The sequence below is a fragment of the Streptomyces sp. NPDC048637 genome, from assembly GCF_040650675.1.
Lineage (GTDB): Bacteria > Actinomycetota > Actinomycetes > Streptomycetales > Streptomycetaceae > Streptomyces.
This window is the reverse complement of sequence record NZ_JBEZHQ010000021.1, coordinates 77244-92341: the sequence shown is the minus strand read 5'-3', so window position 1 is coordinate 92341 and position 15098 is coordinate 77244. Positions and strand designations below refer to the sequence as shown.

General features: G+C 70.3%; 11 protein-coding genes and 1 tRNA gene. 5 read left to right on the top strand and 7 right to left on the bottom strand.

Annotated elements, in window-relative coordinates:
- Nucleotides 1-18: 18 nt before the first annotated feature.
- Nucleotides 19-1581: a hypothetical protein gene (locus AB0C46_RS24775; protein ID WP_362830351.1), complete on the bottom strand. Its 1563-nt coding sequence runs from the start codon at nucleotides 1579-1581 to the stop codon at nucleotides 19-21.
- Nucleotides 1582-1598: 17 nt separating this feature from the next.
- A complete protein-coding gene (locus AB0C46_RS24770) occupies nucleotides 1599-2018 on the bottom strand; it encodes an SsgA family sporulation/cell division regulator (RefSeq protein ID WP_362830349.1) in 420 nt (139 codons plus the stop codon).
- Between the two features lie 459 nt (nucleotides 2019-2477).
- On the opposite strand from AB0C46_RS24770, the gene AB0C46_RS24765 reads away from it, so the two are divergent.
- From AB0C46_RS24765 to AB0C46_RS24755, 3 genes are all read left to right on the top strand, one after another.
- A tRNA-Lys gene (locus tag AB0C46_RS24765) sits at nucleotides 2478-2551 on the top strand.
- Nucleotides 2552-3765: 1214 nt separating this feature from the next.
- Nucleotides 3766-5805, top strand: a complete 2040-nt coding sequence (locus tag AB0C46_RS24760) for a glycosyltransferase family 2 protein (protein WP_362830348.1) — start codon at nucleotides 3766-3768, stop codon at nucleotides 5803-5805.
- Nucleotides 5802-7754, top strand: a complete 1953-nt coding sequence (locus AB0C46_RS24755) for a kelch motif-containing protein (protein WP_362830347.1) — start codon at nucleotides 5802-5804, stop codon at nucleotides 7752-7754. The genes AB0C46_RS24760 and AB0C46_RS24755 overlap by 4 nt, the downstream gene beginning before the upstream one ends.
- A 424-nt stretch (nucleotides 7755-8178) precedes the next feature.
- On the opposite strand, the gene AB0C46_RS24750 is transcribed toward AB0C46_RS24755, so the two are convergent.
- The 4 genes from AB0C46_RS24750 to AB0C46_RS24735 all read right to left on the bottom strand — a co-directional run bounded on the left by AB0C46_RS24750 (nucleotide 8179) and on the right by AB0C46_RS24735 (nucleotide 12189).
- On the bottom strand, nucleotides 8179-9261 hold the full coding sequence (locus AB0C46_RS24750; protein ID WP_362830345.1) for a glycoside hydrolase family 6 protein: 1083 nt from the start codon (nucleotides 9259-9261) through the stop codon (nucleotides 8179-8181).
- 179 nt (nucleotides 9262-9440) lie between these two features.
- Nucleotides 9441-10610: a hypothetical protein gene (locus AB0C46_RS24745; protein ID WP_362830343.1), complete on the bottom strand. Its 1170-nt coding sequence runs from the start codon at nucleotides 10608-10610 to the stop codon at nucleotides 9441-9443.
- A complete protein-coding gene (locus tag AB0C46_RS24740) occupies nucleotides 10600-10824 on the bottom strand; it encodes a hypothetical protein (protein ID WP_362830341.1) in 225 nt (74 codons plus the stop codon). The genes AB0C46_RS24745 and AB0C46_RS24740 overlap by 11 nt, the downstream gene beginning before the upstream one ends.
- 585 nt (nucleotides 10825-11409) lie before the next feature.
- Nucleotides 11410-12189, bottom strand: a complete 780-nt coding sequence (locus AB0C46_RS24735; protein ID WP_362830340.1) for an HAD-IIA family hydrolase — start codon at nucleotides 12187-12189, stop codon at nucleotides 11410-11412.
- 387 nt (nucleotides 12190-12576) lie between these two features.
- Here AB0C46_RS24735 and AB0C46_RS24730 point away from each other — a divergent pair, with 387 nt between their 5' ends.
- Together AB0C46_RS24730 and AB0C46_RS24725 are read left to right on the top strand one after the other, a co-directional pair.
- Nucleotides 12577-13119: a UTRA domain-containing protein gene (locus tag AB0C46_RS24730; RefSeq protein WP_362830338.1), complete on the top strand. Its 543-nt coding sequence runs from the start codon at nucleotides 12577-12579 to the stop codon at nucleotides 13117-13119.
- Nucleotides 13116-13901 carry a GntR family transcriptional regulator gene (locus AB0C46_RS24725; RefSeq protein WP_362830336.1) on the top strand — a complete coding sequence of 262 codons (786 nt, stop codon included), beginning with the start codon at nucleotides 13116-13118 and terminating at the stop codon, nucleotides 13899-13901. Before AB0C46_RS24730 ends, AB0C46_RS24725 begins: the two co-directional genes overlap by 4 nt.
- A gap of 48 nt (nucleotides 13902-13949) precedes the next feature.
- Here AB0C46_RS24725 and AB0C46_RS24720 read toward each other — a convergent pair whose 3' ends face one another.
- Complete coding sequence (locus AB0C46_RS24720) at nucleotides 13950-15023, bottom strand: 2-aminoethylphosphonate ABC transporter substrate-binding protein (protein WP_362830335.1); 1074 nt, start codon at nucleotides 15021-15023, stop codon at nucleotides 13950-13952.
- Between the last annotated feature and the right edge of the window lie 75 nt (nucleotides 15024-15098).

Genomic DNA, 15098 nt, shown 5'->3' with positions numbered 1-15098 from the left:
CAGTGGGAGCGCCGCGGGTCAGGCCGCCCTCGTGAGCGGAGGCGTCGTGGGGCAGGCGGCGGCCTGTACCAGTGCCGTGTAGGTGCGGCGGAGGGCGATCAGGGACTCCTGGGCCTCGCGGTAGACGGCGGCATCGGGGCCGCCGCGGTGGGCGAGGGTGCGCACGGGGGCGCAGTGGCGGTCCATCGCGCTGAGCCAGGCACGGTGCTGCGCCGGGAGATGGCGCCGCAGCAGCTGCCGTCGGCCCTCCCGCATGCGCCGGGCGCCGATGCCCAGCACCGCGTCGGCGGCCTGGAGCACCGGCGGTTCCAGGGCGCCCTGTCCGGCGAGCGCTGCGAGCACCGCGCGCTGCTGCGGGGTGGCCGGCGCGGCCGACAGCTCCGCCGCCTCGGCGAGGAGCTGGGAGCGCAGCGCATGCTGGACCCGGACCAGCCGGCGCAGCGCCGTCGGGGTGGAGGAGTCGTCGGGTGACCGTCCCGCAAGGGTTTCGGCGAGCCGGAAGAGCCAGATCCCATGCGCCTCCAGGCGGGTCGCGGCCAGCATCAACCGGTCCAGCCGGCTGAGCGGTTGGCCTTCCGGGGCCCACCGGACTATCGGCACAAGCGTCTCGGTGCGGGCCAGTTGGTCGATGGGGATATGGCGGCGCGGTTTGCGCTCCGGGGCCCAGTTGTGGAGGGCGAGGGTGGGCAGCGCGACAAACTGGTCGTGGTCGATACGGTGCGCGATCGCCGCCCAGAGGTCGAGAAATGCCTCGTCGGCGACCTCGCGCGCGGCCGGTGCCTGAGGGTCGAGCCCGCACCAGCCGCAGGACACCGCGATGACCGCGATCCGCATGGCGGCGGCCTCCGCGTTGCGCAGCGAGAGCCGGGAGACGCGTTGCCGCAGGGCGGCCAACTCATCGGCGCGGTGGGCCCGTTCCACGAGCGCGACGGCGGCCTCCCGGTCGGGCGCGACCGCGGCCGCGCGTGCCATGGCGTCCAGCCGGGTCCAGGTTCCGATCAGCGAACGGACGGGCGGCCGCTCGGGCAGAAAGCCGTGCGCACAGGGGTCATGCGGGGCGGCCGTGTCGGGGTCGGCGGGACCGTCCGCCGCCACGTCGGCACGCCCCGGCCGAGCGGTGGCGGCCGACTGCCCCTTGCCCTCCCGGCCGGCCGGCTCCGCGTCCCCTTCCCCCCGGCCCGAGCCCATGGCGCGGCGCGCGGCCGGCAGGGGGGTGGCGGGGGTGGCGTCGGCATCGGCATCGGACGGGGTGCCAGTGCGGGGTGGGGCGGCGCTGGCGTCGGAGCCGGCATCGGACGGGGTGCCGGCGCGGGGTGGGGTGCCAGGGCCGGACGGGTTGCCGTTGGCGGACGGGTTGCCGGGGCCGGACGGGGTATCGGGGCCGGACGGTATGGCGATGCCAGGCGGTATGCCGACGCCGGGCGGAATGCCGGAGGCAGGCTCCGCGAGGGCGGGCGTCACTCCGGAGCCCGCCTTCGGGGCGGCGGATGCGTTGGCCGGGCGGGAGGGGCCGGGCGCGCCGGGCCCTGCCGTCGTCACCGGCCCTGCCGTCGTCACCGGCCCGGCCGTAGTCGTCTTCATGATCGCCGTGTCCCCCATCAGCACTTCCCGGCGAACAGCCGGGCCAGGTGTGTGTCCATGTCGAGGTAGCCGCCCTCGTTGCCGGGCGGCACGATCGCCGCGGTCTGCTCCAGCCAGGCGGTCAGCTCCGTCGCGCGTACCGACAGCTCGCAGACGCTGTCGTCGGTGGACAGCTCGATATGGACGCGGCGCGGTTCGCCCGGCCGGCGGAAGGGCCACACCCGCACATCGCCCTCCCCTGCTTCGTCATGCAGCCCGGCCAGCAGGAGGTCGCGGGCGAACAGCCAGGTGGCGACCGTCTGGCCGCGGCTGATGAAGGCGACCTCGACCTCGTACGGGCGGTCGCTGCGGTAGCTGAACCGGCCGGCCACCGGAACTGCTTCGTCCGGCCCGAGGAGGAGCCGCATCTCAAGGGTGCGCTTGGCTGTCGACACCACGACGATCAACCTTTCCGACGGAGGGGCGAGTCCCGGGGACCCGGTCCGGGGCGCGCGTCCTGGCAGACGCTGCTGTGGAGGGTGGGGTTGCAACAGGTGCAAGAGGAGTGACGGACGCCATGGCCGTTGCCCTCTGGACGATGTTCAGTTCTTGCGTCTCAGCGCTCGCCTCAGCCTCTCAACCGGCAGGAGATATCGCATGTTGACGGGGCAACTGATGATCTATCGGGAGAGGGCGTGAGAATCTGCCACATTCGGAATCATTCGGGCGGAGTGTCGGCCGAAGACCAGGAGATCAAGTGGCTTTTGCCCTTTATGCACGGACATCTCCCCCGAGGCGGGGCAAGTGAACAGGCGGGCGCCGCGAGTGGCAGGGATCACATGGGCCGAGTGCGTGAGCGGCGCGGCCTCGGGTACGGAGCACCCTCCGAGTTCGTGTAAAGTTCTTCAGGTCAGCGCGCGCCGCTAGCTCAGTTGGTTAGAGCAGCTGACTCTTAATCAGCGGGTCCGGGGTTCGAGTCCCTGGCGGCGCACGTCACACTGAGGCCCCTCGCCATGCGAGGGGCCTCAGTCGTATGTCGGGCCGAAGCGGGGCAGGGCGCAAGATCAGCCGCCGCCATCAGGGCACACGGGCGGCGGTCACCCGGGAGGAGTAGCGGCACAGCTCCCCCCTACAGCCGGCCGGGATCGACGCCGACCACCGCCGGCCGCGAGCGCGACCGCAACCGGGACCAGGACCAGGACCGCGAGCAGGCAAGAGGGCACGTTTGTGCGAGTTTGCGGACTTGCGGGCCTGCGGGCCTGCGACTCCATGGCGACATGGCCGCGGTGCAGAGAGGGACGGGCGACGCGGGAGCGGGGACGTCGGGCCCCGTCGCCGGGAAGGCCGGCGCTCGCCGGCCCGGACGAAGACTCGGGCCCGGACGACCCTCGGCACCTCCGGGCGGACCCACCCGGAGACGAAAGCGGTGCCACCGGCCGACGGGACGCCGAGAGGGTGGCGCAGTTCTCGGACTACTGGGCCTGACGTTCAGCCAATTCGCCGTACTCGCAGGTCACTTACGGGGACTCGGCGGTTCATGTCGAATCCGTGGCGGATCCGCCCATCCCCTGTTTTGCGGGTGAATTCCTTCAGATACTGATCCAAATCGCACGCACGGCCACAAAGTTCCGGCCGGCCACTCGGTCGCACCGCTTCGGAGCGCAAATCGCCGCGCCCCGTACGCCCGTTTCCGCCGACTCTCCTTATTGCATTGCCAGTTGCTGAAGGGCTTTGCAAACGAGGGGCGTTTCCTTTGCCGGAAGGGTAACTCTGCGCTCACGGAGCATGCCATTCCAGTTAACCTGCAGCCAACTGCCAACAAGCGGGAAATGAGCGTCCGTTCCAGGTCAAAGCGATGCGCGCGGCGCCATATGGCGTCCGGATATTGCCTCTTCCAGCCCCATACCTCGTGATCAGCCTTGCAATCAGGAGGGTCGTTCGGCACTCTGACCTGGGAACTCGGCCGGAATACGGCGGGGTTACCAGGAGTGAGAGCAAAGAGATACGCCGGTTGGCGTGATGTGAACGCGGGGAACCCGCTGCTTGGCAGGATTACGGGGCGTTCCTCATACCACCGGAACATGGCCGTCACCGTCTGACGATGCGGACGGCCGAGACCAGTGAGCCCGAGTCGGTCGAGGGGGACCGAGAAATCGGGCTACCAGCACACGGCACGCAGCCAGTTGCGTGCGGGGGGATGGACCCATGACGTCGCCACCTGACGGTGCCCGACCGCAGCACCCGTACGATTCGTCCGCCACCGCGCGCCTGCGTGTGCCACGCCAGCACTGGCAGCGGCGCACCCAGCGCAAGCCGCTGCCGCGCTACGACTACGAGCACTACAGCAGGCTGGCCGGGCCGCTCACCCAGCCCGACCCGGACAAGCCCTACAAGGTCCGCTATCGCTCGCTGCTCGCCGACGAGCCGCACCGCATCCGGGCCGCCCTGCTGCTCGGTGCCGCGCCGCTGCTCTCGTTCGGGCTGCTGATCTGGCTGATGCAGCCGGCCCACTGGACCGAACGCGACTACCCCGCCTACGAATTCCTGCCGGTGCTGGACGTCGTCATGCTGGTCGCGATCGGGCTGATCGAGTTCTTCCGGTGCATGAACGTGCTGTCCAACGCGCATGCCACCCTCGTCGCCCGCGACCCCGTCCCGGTCATACCCGAGAGCGGCACCCGCGTCGCCTTCCTCACCTCCTTCGTGCCGGGCAAGGAACCCCTCGCCATGGTGACGAAGACGCTGGAGGCGGCGGTCAAGATACGCCACCGCGGACTGCTGCACATATGGCTGCTGGACGAGGGCGACGACCCCGAGGTCAAAGAGGTCTGCCAGCGCCTGGGCGTGCACCACTTCACCCGTAAGGGCATCCCGGAGTGGAACCAGCCCAAGGGGCCGCACCGCGCCAAGACCAAGCACGGCAACTACAACGCCTGGCTGGCGGCACACGGCGACGACTACGACTACTTCGCCTCCGTCGACACCGACCATGTCCCGCTGCCCAACTACCTGGAGCGGATGCTGGGCTTCTTCCGCGACCCGGACGTGGGCTTTGTCATCGGCCCCCAGGTGTACGGCAACTACGACACCTTCGTCACCAAGGCCGCCGAGTCCCAGCAGTTCCTCTTCCACGCGCTGATCCAGCGGGCCGGCAACCGCTACGGCGCGCCGATGTTCGTCGGCACCTCCAACGCCGTACGCATCAGCGCGCTCAAGCAGATCGGCGGGCTGTACGACTCGATCACCGAGGACATGGCGACCGGGTTCGAGATACACCGGCACCGCAACCCGCAGACCGGGAAGAAGTGGCGCTCGGTCTACACCCCGGATGTGCTCGCGGTCGGTGAGGGGCCCACGGCCTGGACGGACTTCTTCACCCAGCAGCTGCGCTGGTCACGCGGGACGTACGAGACGATTCTCAAGCAGTTCTGGAAGGCGCCCTTCACCCTGCCGGTGGGCCGGCTCGTCAACTACACCATGATGGTGATCTTCTACCCGATGTCGGCGCTGAACTGGATTCTGGCGGCGCTGAGTTGTGCGCTGTTCCTGGGTCTCGGCGCCTCGGGCGTGGAGATCGACCCGTCGGTGTGGATGATGCTGTACGGCAACGCCTCGGCGCTGCAGATCGGCCTGTACATCTGGAACCGGCGGCACAATGTCTCCCCGCACGAGCCGGAGGGCTCCGGCGGTGTCGGCGGCATGGTGATGTCCGCGCTGTCCGCGCCGATCTACGCCCGGTCGCTGTTCGATGCGGCGCTGCGCCGCAAGAGCAAGTTCGTGGTCACGCCGAAGGGCGACTCGTCCAGCCCGGACACGCTCTTCGGGACCTTCCGGGTGCATCTGTTCTTCCTGGTCGTCTTCGGGGGCTCGCTGATCGCCTCGTTCGTGCTGGGGCACAGCCATCCGGCGATGGTCATCTGGGCCATCCTCGCGATGCTGATCACCGCCGCACCGATCGTCGCCTGGCGGCTGACCGTGCGCGAGGAGAAGCAGAAGCGGAGTGCGGGCGCCGCCACTTCCGGTGCCACTTCCGGTGCCACGGCTAATGCTTCGGCTGGTGCTTCGGCCGGTGCCACGGCCGGTGCTGCGGCCGGTGCCGGGAGTCCTCCGGAGCAGGCCGACGGCGGGGGTGCGCCCGCGACGGCCGCTGACGAGGCCGCCGCTCCGGCCGGCGACCCGGCTGCCGACCCGGCCGCCACCACCGAACAGACCATGCAGATCGCCCTTGGGGGACGTCACACATGAAGTACCGTCCGAGCCGTCGCACCCGCAGAGTGGCGATAGCAGCGGCGGTGGTGCTCGCACTGGCCGGGATGAACGGGCCGGCTCTCTACGGCTTCGCCTCCGAGCAGTACCACCAGTACAAGATCAACAAGGCTGAGTACAAGGCGGAGAACGGCCACTGGGATGTCGTCAACGTCCCGGAGAAGTACCGCATCAACACCATCCACGCGGCGCTGCTGCACACCGGGAAGGTGCTGCTGGTCGCGGGCTCCGGCAACAACGCGGCGAATTTCAAGGCCAAGTCGTTCCGTACGGTCCTGTGGGATCCGGAGAAGAACACCTTCAAGAACATCCCCACCCCCAAGGACCTCTTCTGCTCCGGGCACACCCAACTCCCGGACGGCAAGCTCCTGGTGGCCGGCGGCACCCAGCGCTACGAGAAGCTGAACGGCGATGTGAAGAAGGCCGGCGGCCTCATGATCATCTACAACGAGAACCCGGACGGCCCGAAGACGTTCCCGGCCGGCACACTCTTCACCGGCAAGAAGAACGGCAAGACCTTCACCTCCAAGGACCCGGTCGTGGTGCCGCGGGCGAAGAAGGTCACCGACCGGGCGACCGGCAAGGTCACGGTGGTGCACAGCGAGGCCCGGGTCTACGTCGAGGCCCTCAAGAACGGCCCCTCGCACTCCACGGGCGCCCAGGACAACTACCGCATCCACGGCCTGACCGGCGCGGATGCCCGTAACTTCTACGGCATCGCGCAGAAGCTGTCCTTCGACAAGAAGGACTTCCAGGGGATCAAGGACGCTTTCGAGTTCGACCCGGTGGCCGAGCGCTACCTGCCCGTCGACCCGATGAACGAGTCCCGCTGGTACCCGACGCTCACCACGCTGCAGGACGGCAAGGTCCTCTCCGTCTCCGGGCTGGACGAGATCGGGCAGGTGGTCCCCGGCAAGCAGGAGGTGTACGACCCGAAGACGAAGAAGTGGACGTATCTGCCCAAGAAGCGCTTCTTCCCGACTTACCCGGCGCTCTTCCTCACCGACCAGGGCCGGATCTTCTACACCGGCTCCAACGCCGGCTACGGCCCGGACAACATCGGCCGCAAGCCCGGCATCTGGGACCTGAAGACCAACAAGTTCCAGGTCGTGCCCGGGATGAGCGACCCGAAGATCCTGGAGACGTCGATGTCGGTGCTGCTGCCACCGGCCCAGGAACAGCGGTACATGGTGCTGGGCGGGGGCGGGGTCGGCGAGGACCCGAAGGCCACGGACAAGACCCGGATCGTGGATCTGCACGCGCCGTCGCCGCGCTTCAAGGACGGGCCGCCGCTGTATGCGAAGGCCCGCTACCCCAGCAGCGTGATCATGCCGGACGACACCGTGCTGACCACGAACGGCTCCGGTGACTACCGCGGGCGCAGCGACTCCAACGTCCTCAAGGCGGAGCTGTACGATCCGGCGGCCAACACCGCCCGGCAGGTGGCCGATCCGCTGGTGGGCCGCAACTACCACTCCGGTGCGCTGCTGCTGCCCGACGGCCGGGTGATGACCTTCGGCTCCGACTCCCTCTTCGCCGACAAGGACAACACCAAGCCGGGCGTCTTCCAGCAGCAGATCGACCTCTACACCCCGCCGTACCTCTACCGGAAGTCGCGCCCGGAGCTGACGGGTGGGGCGACGCAGACGCTCTCGCTCGGCGACCGCGCCACCTACGGCTCCCCGCACGCCACCGCCATCAAGAAGATGCGGCTGATGCGTCCCGGCTCGTTCACCCATGTCACCAATGTCGAACAGCGCTCCATTGCACTGGACTTCACGGTGGCGAAGGACGGGAAGGGCGTGACCGTCACCCTGCCCAAGGACCCCTCGCTGGTGCCGCCCGGGTGGTACATGCTCCATGCGGTGGACAGCGAAGGGACGCCGTCGAAGGCGGTGTGGGTGAAGGTCGAACCCGAGCGGAAGTAGCTCCCTCCTGCGTGGTGGCCCGGTGGATTTGTCGTCCGCCGGGCCTTTGCGGTGGGGGGGCGTGCCGGGGCGGCGGGCTGTTCCCGCGTGCGTGCCGGGGCGGCGGGCTGTTCTCGCGGCGTCGCGGCGTCGCGGCGTCGCGGCGTCGCGGCGTCGCGGCGTCGCGGCGTCGCGGCGGGGGATTCTTGCGCCGGGGCGGCGGGGGGTTCTTGCGCAGGGGCGAGGGGGGACTCGTCTGCCTGGGCGACGAGTCGGCAGTCGTCTGCCGGGGCCGGGGCCGGGGGCTTCCTTCGCCGTGGCGGCGGCGGGAGGTGCCATCGCCGTGGCGGCGGGAGGTGCCTTTGCCGTTGTGGCGGTGGGAGGCCCCTTTGCCGTGACGGCGACCGGGGCGTGGTCGCCGTCACGGCACGGCAGGGCGCGGTGCCTACTTCGCGCTGTGGGCCAGGCCGAGGGCGTACTTGGGCCACCAAGTGCCCGCCTTGGGGCCGCCCTTGCAGGTGCCGTCCGACTCGCCGGGGCGCTTGATCCACAGGTAGGCGGCTATCTGCGGGTCGTCGGTCTTGGTGGTGGGCGGGGTGCCCAGGGCACGGCCGGGTGGGTTGCACCAGTTTTCCGGGTCGTCGCCGCCAGGGGCCGGGCCGTTGCCGTTGCGGCTGGTGTCGATGACGAAGCGCTTGCCACCGACCATGGCGGACAGCTTCTTGCCGTACTTCGTGTTCTCGGCGGTGGTCTGGTAGTTGGAGATGTTCAGCGCGAAGCCGTCGGCACGGTCGATACCGGCCCGCTTCAGCGGTTCGACCATCCGGCCCGCGTCCTTGATCCAGTGGGGGTTGCCGGCGTCCAGATAAACCTTGGTGTGCGGCAGCGCCTTGAGCTTGCCGACCGCCTCCGTCAGCAGGGCGTAGCGCTCCTCGTGGAACTGCTGCGGGGTGCACTTGTCCTCGATGTGCGGCAGTGCGTCGGGCTCCAGGATCACGGTGGTGGCGCGGTCGCCGATGCCCTTGCGCACTCCGTCCAGCCAGGCGCGGTACGCGTTGCCGTCGGCGGCGCCGCCCTTGGAGTAGCTGCCGCAGTCGCGGTGCGGGATGTTGTAGAGCACCAGCAGGGCCTCACGGTCGGCCTTGGCGGCCGCCTCGGTGAAACCGCGGGCCTCCCCCTCCGGGTCGTCGATGCCTATCCATTCGGCGACCGGCTGCGCCGCGATCTTGTTGACCAGGCGGGCGTCGCCGGATTTGCCCTCCTTGCCGTACGCGGACACCTGACGGGCCGCCTTGCTGTCCGGGTTGACCCAGAACGGGGTGACGGCCTTGGGGCGTTGGCCCGGTCTGTCCGGCACATTGCCGTCGCTGTCGCTGCCGGACGAGGAGCAGCCGGCGAGCAGCAGCAGCGCCAGCGCCCCCACCGCCGCCCGCGCCGAAGCCACACCGGCATGCGCGGAGCGCCGCCGGCCGTCGCGGGACCCGCCCGGCGAACCGACCCCGGCCATCCGTCGCAGATTGCCGTACATCCACTCCCCCCTCGGAGCATGAACACGGAAGAGCATGAACACGGAACACGGTCGGCAGGGGACCACCGGCCGCATCCATCGTGGCACACGCCCGACGTGCCAGGTCGGCCTGTGGACGGCCCGAGCACCGGTTGTCCACAGGCCGCCGGCGCGCTCGCCTGCCGGCGGCCGTGGCGGCTTCAGCCGTGCCCGGCGTGCAAGGGATCCTGATAGGACGTCAAGTAGGCCGACACCACAGCCACGTTGGCCGCGTTGCCGCCATGCCGTCCGGAGGTACGGTCGCGGCTGCCGCCGTCGGCGATGAGGCGGAGTTCGGAACGGCCCCGGTCGTGGGCGGCATAGGCCTTGTGCGGGTCGAGGCGGTGGCGGTCGTAGAGCCTGATGTCCTCGACGGTGAAGCGGGCGGTGCTGCCGTCGGCGCGCTGGATGTCCACCTGCTGCCCCGGCTTGAGGCGGGTCAGACGGTGGAAGAGGGACCGCGGGGCGCCAGGGTCGCGGTCGGCGCCGGCACGCGCCACGAGCAGCGCCGCGCCCGCCTCGCCGGGTTGCGGCCCTTCGGCGTACCAGGCGAAGGGTTCCGGGGAGGTGTACGGGGGCGGCGTGAGGATGCCGTCCCCGTCGAGGCCTCTTCCGGTGATACCGGCCCCCCGTACGCCGAGCGCATCGATGGTGATCCGGACGGGCCGTGCGGTGGTGGCGGCGGGTACCGGAGCGTGCGCATGCGGGGGTGCCTGTCGGCCCAACGGGCGCCCGGCGGCGGCGACATCACCGGTCGTGGCGAGCTGCGCGGCCACCCCGTCCGACAGCTCGCGGCCCCACAGCCACAGCCCCAACAGCAGCACCGCCCAGGCCACACCGGCGAGGAGCTGCCCAGGACGGTGGGCGAGGCCCGTGTCACGGGCAGGGCCAAGACCCGTACCGGGTGCGGGGGCGGGGCTGGTGCTGGTGCCCCTGTCGGGGCCGGGGCCGGGGAAGGCATGGGTGACGGGTGGGGCAAGGGTGTTGAGCGCCGTATGGGCGCCATGGGGGTCATAGGGGCCATGGGGAACCTGGGTGCCATAGGAACCCTGGTTGCCATGGTGGCCCTGGGGACCCTGAGCGCCATGGTGACCCTGGAGGCCCTGAGCGCCATGGTGACCCTGGAGGCCCTGAGCGCCATAGTGACCCTGGAGGCCCTGAGCGCCATGGGAGCCCGGGGGACCCTGCATGCCAGACGGGCGGGATACGACCTGCCGTCCGGGCACGCTCGCCACGGTGCCTGTGCCGTGTACGCCGCCGCCCGGGTCGGAGACACCGGGTCTGGCGGTCACCTCGACCGCAACCGCCCGCCCCTCGTCGTCAGCGCTCATCGGCGTCGCCCCGGCGTTCGCGGCGCAGTCTCAGCCGGAGCCGTAGCAGCTGTCCCGCGATGACCAGAATGGCGCCGCCGGCCAGCACCAGGCCCACGGCCGAGGTGCTGCTCAGCTCGTTGCTGGAGGCGGCCTTGGCGGCCTGCACCGCCCGCCCGGCACGGACGCCCGCCGTGTCGGCCTGCACCAGCCGCCCAGCACGCACGCCCGACACACCGGCCTCCACCGGCCCCGCAACACAGACACCCGACACACCAGCCTCCACCGGCCCCGCAACACGGACAGCCGACGCACCGGCCTCCCCCGGCCCCGCAGCGTGCGATCTCCGGACGGTGCCGCCAGGGCAGGCTGCGGTGCGCGGAGGCGTGCCGGGTGCCGAGCCGGAACGGATTCGGCCGGCGCCCTCGGCCAGGCCCCCGGCGGTCCCGGTGAGCGGCGGTGTGCCGTGGAAGGTTGCCGATCGGGCGGTGGCCCGCCCGGTGGTGCAACCGGTGCTCCGCAAGGTGACCGCGCCGCGCGGGGCGGTCAGGGCGGGGTGGGCCAGGACCGTTGCGGTTCCGGTGTCGCGTTCGTCCCCGCCGTACGCGGGCGCCGTCGTCACCGCGCACGCCGCGACCGCGGCACAGAGAGCAAGTTGCCGTGAGCGCATGGTGAACCTCCGATAACTCCGAAGGTCCGCCCACGCGAGCCCGGTCGCATCCGGTGCGGTCCGAGGCTGCGCCGTTCGGGTGGGGCTCCCGGGCCGCCGGCGGTCCACGGCCGGAGCGGGCCGCGGACCGGACAGCGGGGCCCGGCCCGGTCACACCAGGTCGATGAGATCCGCGATGGAGTCCACCACACGGGAGGGCCGGAACGGGTGCCGTTCGATCTCCTCGGGGCGGGTGAGCCCGGTCAGGACGAGGAAGGTCTCCATGCCCGCCTCCAGACCGGCCAGCACATCGGTGTCCATGCGGTCACCGATCATCGCGGAGGTCTCGGAATGGGCACCGATGACATTCAGTCCGTGCCGCATCATCAGCGGGTTGGGCTTGCCGACGAAGTACGGGTCGATGCCCGTCGCCTTGGTGATCAGCGCGGCCACCGACCCGGTCGCGGGCAGCGCGCCCTGCGGCGAGGGGCCGGTCTCGTCGGGGTTGGTGGCGATGAACCGGGCCCCGTCGTTGATCAGCCGGATCGCCTTCGTCAGGGCCTCGAAGCTGTAGGTGCGGGTCTCTCCGAGGACCACGTAATCCGGGGAGTGGTCGGTCAGGACATAGCCGATGTCGTGCAGGGCGGTGGTCAGGCCCGCCTCGCCGATGACGTAGGCGGTGCCGCAGGGGCGCTGGTCGTCCAGGAACTGGGCGGTGGCCAGCGCGGAGGTCCAGATCGACTCCCACGGCACGTCCAGGCCGATGCGGTTCAGCCGGGCGTGGAGATCACGCGGGGTGTAGATGGAGTTGTTGGTCAGGACGAGAAAGGGCTTGCCCGATTCGCGCAGCCGCTTGATGAAGGCATCCGCCCCGGGAACCGGAACACCCTCGTGCATCAGGACGCCGTCCATGTCGGTGAGCCATGACTCGATCGGCTTGCGCTCTGCCACTGCCGGACTCCTGCCGTGCGTGATGACCAGGGGCGCCGACCGCCTCCCGCACGCGCCGTGGACCACGCGAAAGGACCCGCGCGTCGTGCGTACGGCCGACGCCCCCACCCTAAGTCAGCCGCCGTGCCCCTGACCCTGGCGATCACCGCGGTCTTCTGCCGCCTTGCCCCTACCGGGACCGGGCCACGGAAGCGGTCGGGCCTGTTGCCGGTGCGAGAGATGGATGGTCGGCCACCGCCGCACTTCGGGCTGTGCACGCACCTCGGCCAGGAGATATCGCTCTTCGCGAAGAGCAGTAAGAAGTAGCCCGCCCTCAGGCTTGTCGCTGGTTCCGTAAGGCAGCACAGTTGTCGGGTGGGAGGACCGGCGACCGTGCCGGAGGATGCCGTGAACAGTGCCGAATGGGTCACCACGTCCGTGCCGTACCTGGCCCCGCGTGCACCGGGACAGCGTGATGCGTGGAGCGCCGAGACCGCGGCCAAGGGCCGCCGGGGCAGCCAGCGCATCGTGCAGGCGGGGGAAGTGGCCGCCCCCGGCGAGATCGCCGAGCTGCTGGGCGTGGGGCCGGGTGACCACGTCGTCGTGCGGCGCCGCATCATGTATCTCGACGGGCAGCCCTGCGAGTTGACGGACACCTACTATCCGCTGGCCATCGCCCAGGGCACCCGGCTCGCCGGGACGGCGAAGATCGCCGGCGGGGCGGTCACGCTGCTCGCCGAGCTCGGATACGTCGGCGTACGGGCCCGCGAGGACGTCACCGCGCGGCTGCCGAGCGAGGAGGAGGCCGCGGCCCTGGAGGCGGAACCCTCGCAGCCGGTACTGCAGTTGCTCCGGCTCACCCTCGATACCCGGGACCGGCCCCTCCAGGCGGACAGAATGGTGATGCCCGCGCAGCGCCAGCGACTGCGCTACGACGTGAGAATCGGATGACCGACGTGACCGGCGACAGCACCGACAGCTTCGACATCCGCCCTCTGCACGAACGTATCGCCGCCGATCTGCGCGACGAGATCATGAACGGGGACCTCGCGCCGGGCGCCAAGCTGCCGTCCACGGCCCGGCTCAAGGAGCGGTTCGCGGCCTCGAATGCCACGGTGCAGAAGGCGCTGGGGCTGCTCAAGGAAGAGCGCCTGGTCGTCGGACGCGCCGGAGCGGCTGTGACGGTACGGGAGCACCGGCAGCGGACCATGCGGCCGGCCGCGTACATGGCTCCGGCGGACGACGGCGACCGGTACCGCTGGCTCACCGAGGCGGAGAAGCTCGGAACGCGGGCGCGCAGCAAGCTGCTCCGGGTGGCGGAGGTCGTGCCGCCCGCCGAGGTGTCCGCGGTGCTCGGTCTCCCGGAGGGCGGCACGGCTCTGCTCCGCCAGCAGGTGCTGCTGATCGATGACGAACCGGTCGAGCTGGTCAGCTCCTACTACCCGCCGGCGATCGCCCGGGGCACGGCCATTGCCAAGCGTCAGAAGATCAAGGGCGGGACGCCGGTGCTGCTCGCCGGGCTGGGGTACCCGCCCCGGCGCAGCGTGGACCGGGTCTCGGCCCGGGTGCCCACCCAGGAGCAGTTCAGCGCGCTGCGGCTGCCGGGTGATCTGCCCGTGCTCCGGACGCTCCGGGTCGTCCGCAGCGACGGCGACCTTCCCATCGAGGTCACGGTGATGGTCAAGGCGGGCCATCTCTACGAGTTGCAGTACGAGTTCATGGCGGAAGAGTGAGGACCGTGCCCCTCGCCCGGGAAGGCGAGGGGCACGGGCGCGGTCGGCTCAGCCCCCCGTAGCCGCCTGCCACTGGTCCACATGCGCATCCAGGTTCTTGTCGATGTCGTTCCAGTCCGGCCGGAAGATCTCGACGTTCTTCATGATCTTGGCGAGTTCGGTGGCGTGGGGGTCGGTGGCCTTGATGTCCGTGCGGGAGGTGAAGCCGCCGCCCGCCGAGGAGACCTGGCGCTGGACGGGGGCGGAGAGCAGATAGTCGAGGAGCTTCTTGGCGTTGGCGCTGTGGGGGGCCTGCTTGACCAGGCCGGCCGCGTAGGGGAGAGCGAAGGTGGTGGGCCTGGCGCCGGGACGGGGGGCGGGGAAGAAGATGCCCTGGTTGGGCATCGACTTCATGTTGGCGTAGTTCATCTGGACATCGCCGTTGGCCACCAGGAGTTCGCCCTTGTCCGTCTTGGGGGCGAGCTGGCCGGTGGAGGAGGACGGGCCGACGTTGTTGGCCTGGAGCTTTTTGAGGAAGTCCATGGCGGGGCGTTGGCCGCCGAAGTCGTGCAGGGCCTTGATCAGGACGGCGGTGCCGTCGCCGGCGACACCCGGGGTGGAGTACTGGAGCTTGTTCCTGAACTTGGTGTCCAGCAGGTCCTGCCAGGTGGCGGGGGCCCGCTTCAGCTCCTTCTTGTTGTAGATGAAGCAGAAGTAGTTGTTGACGATCGAGGTCCAGTTTCCGGAGGGGGCCTTGTCCGCGGCGGCGACCTGGTCCGCGCCCTTGGGGCGGTAGGTGTCCAGGAGGCCCTTGCCGTCGGCCTGCTGGATGAACGGCGGGAGGGTGACGAGCACATCCGCCTTGGTGTTGACCCGTTCGCGGGCCAGTCGCTGGACGGCCGCGCCGGAGCCGCTCTCGACGTAGTTGACCTTGATGCCGGTCTTCTTCTCGAAGTCCTTGAAGACCGTGTCGTAGAACCCGTCGCCCTGCTCACTCTTGAGGCCGTCGGCGCTGTAGACGGTGACCTCCTTGGCGTGGGGGTCGGCGGTGGAGGCGCCGCCGCAGGCGGTGAGCGGGAGGCCGAGGGTGAGGGCGCCGCAGCAGGCGGCGAGCGGCTTGCGGAAGGGGCGGGGGCGGGACATGGCGAGGTAACTCCTCAGGAAGGTGCGGGTGTTGGGGAGGGGGTCGGGGGGTGTCCGGTGGAGTCCGGTGGAGTG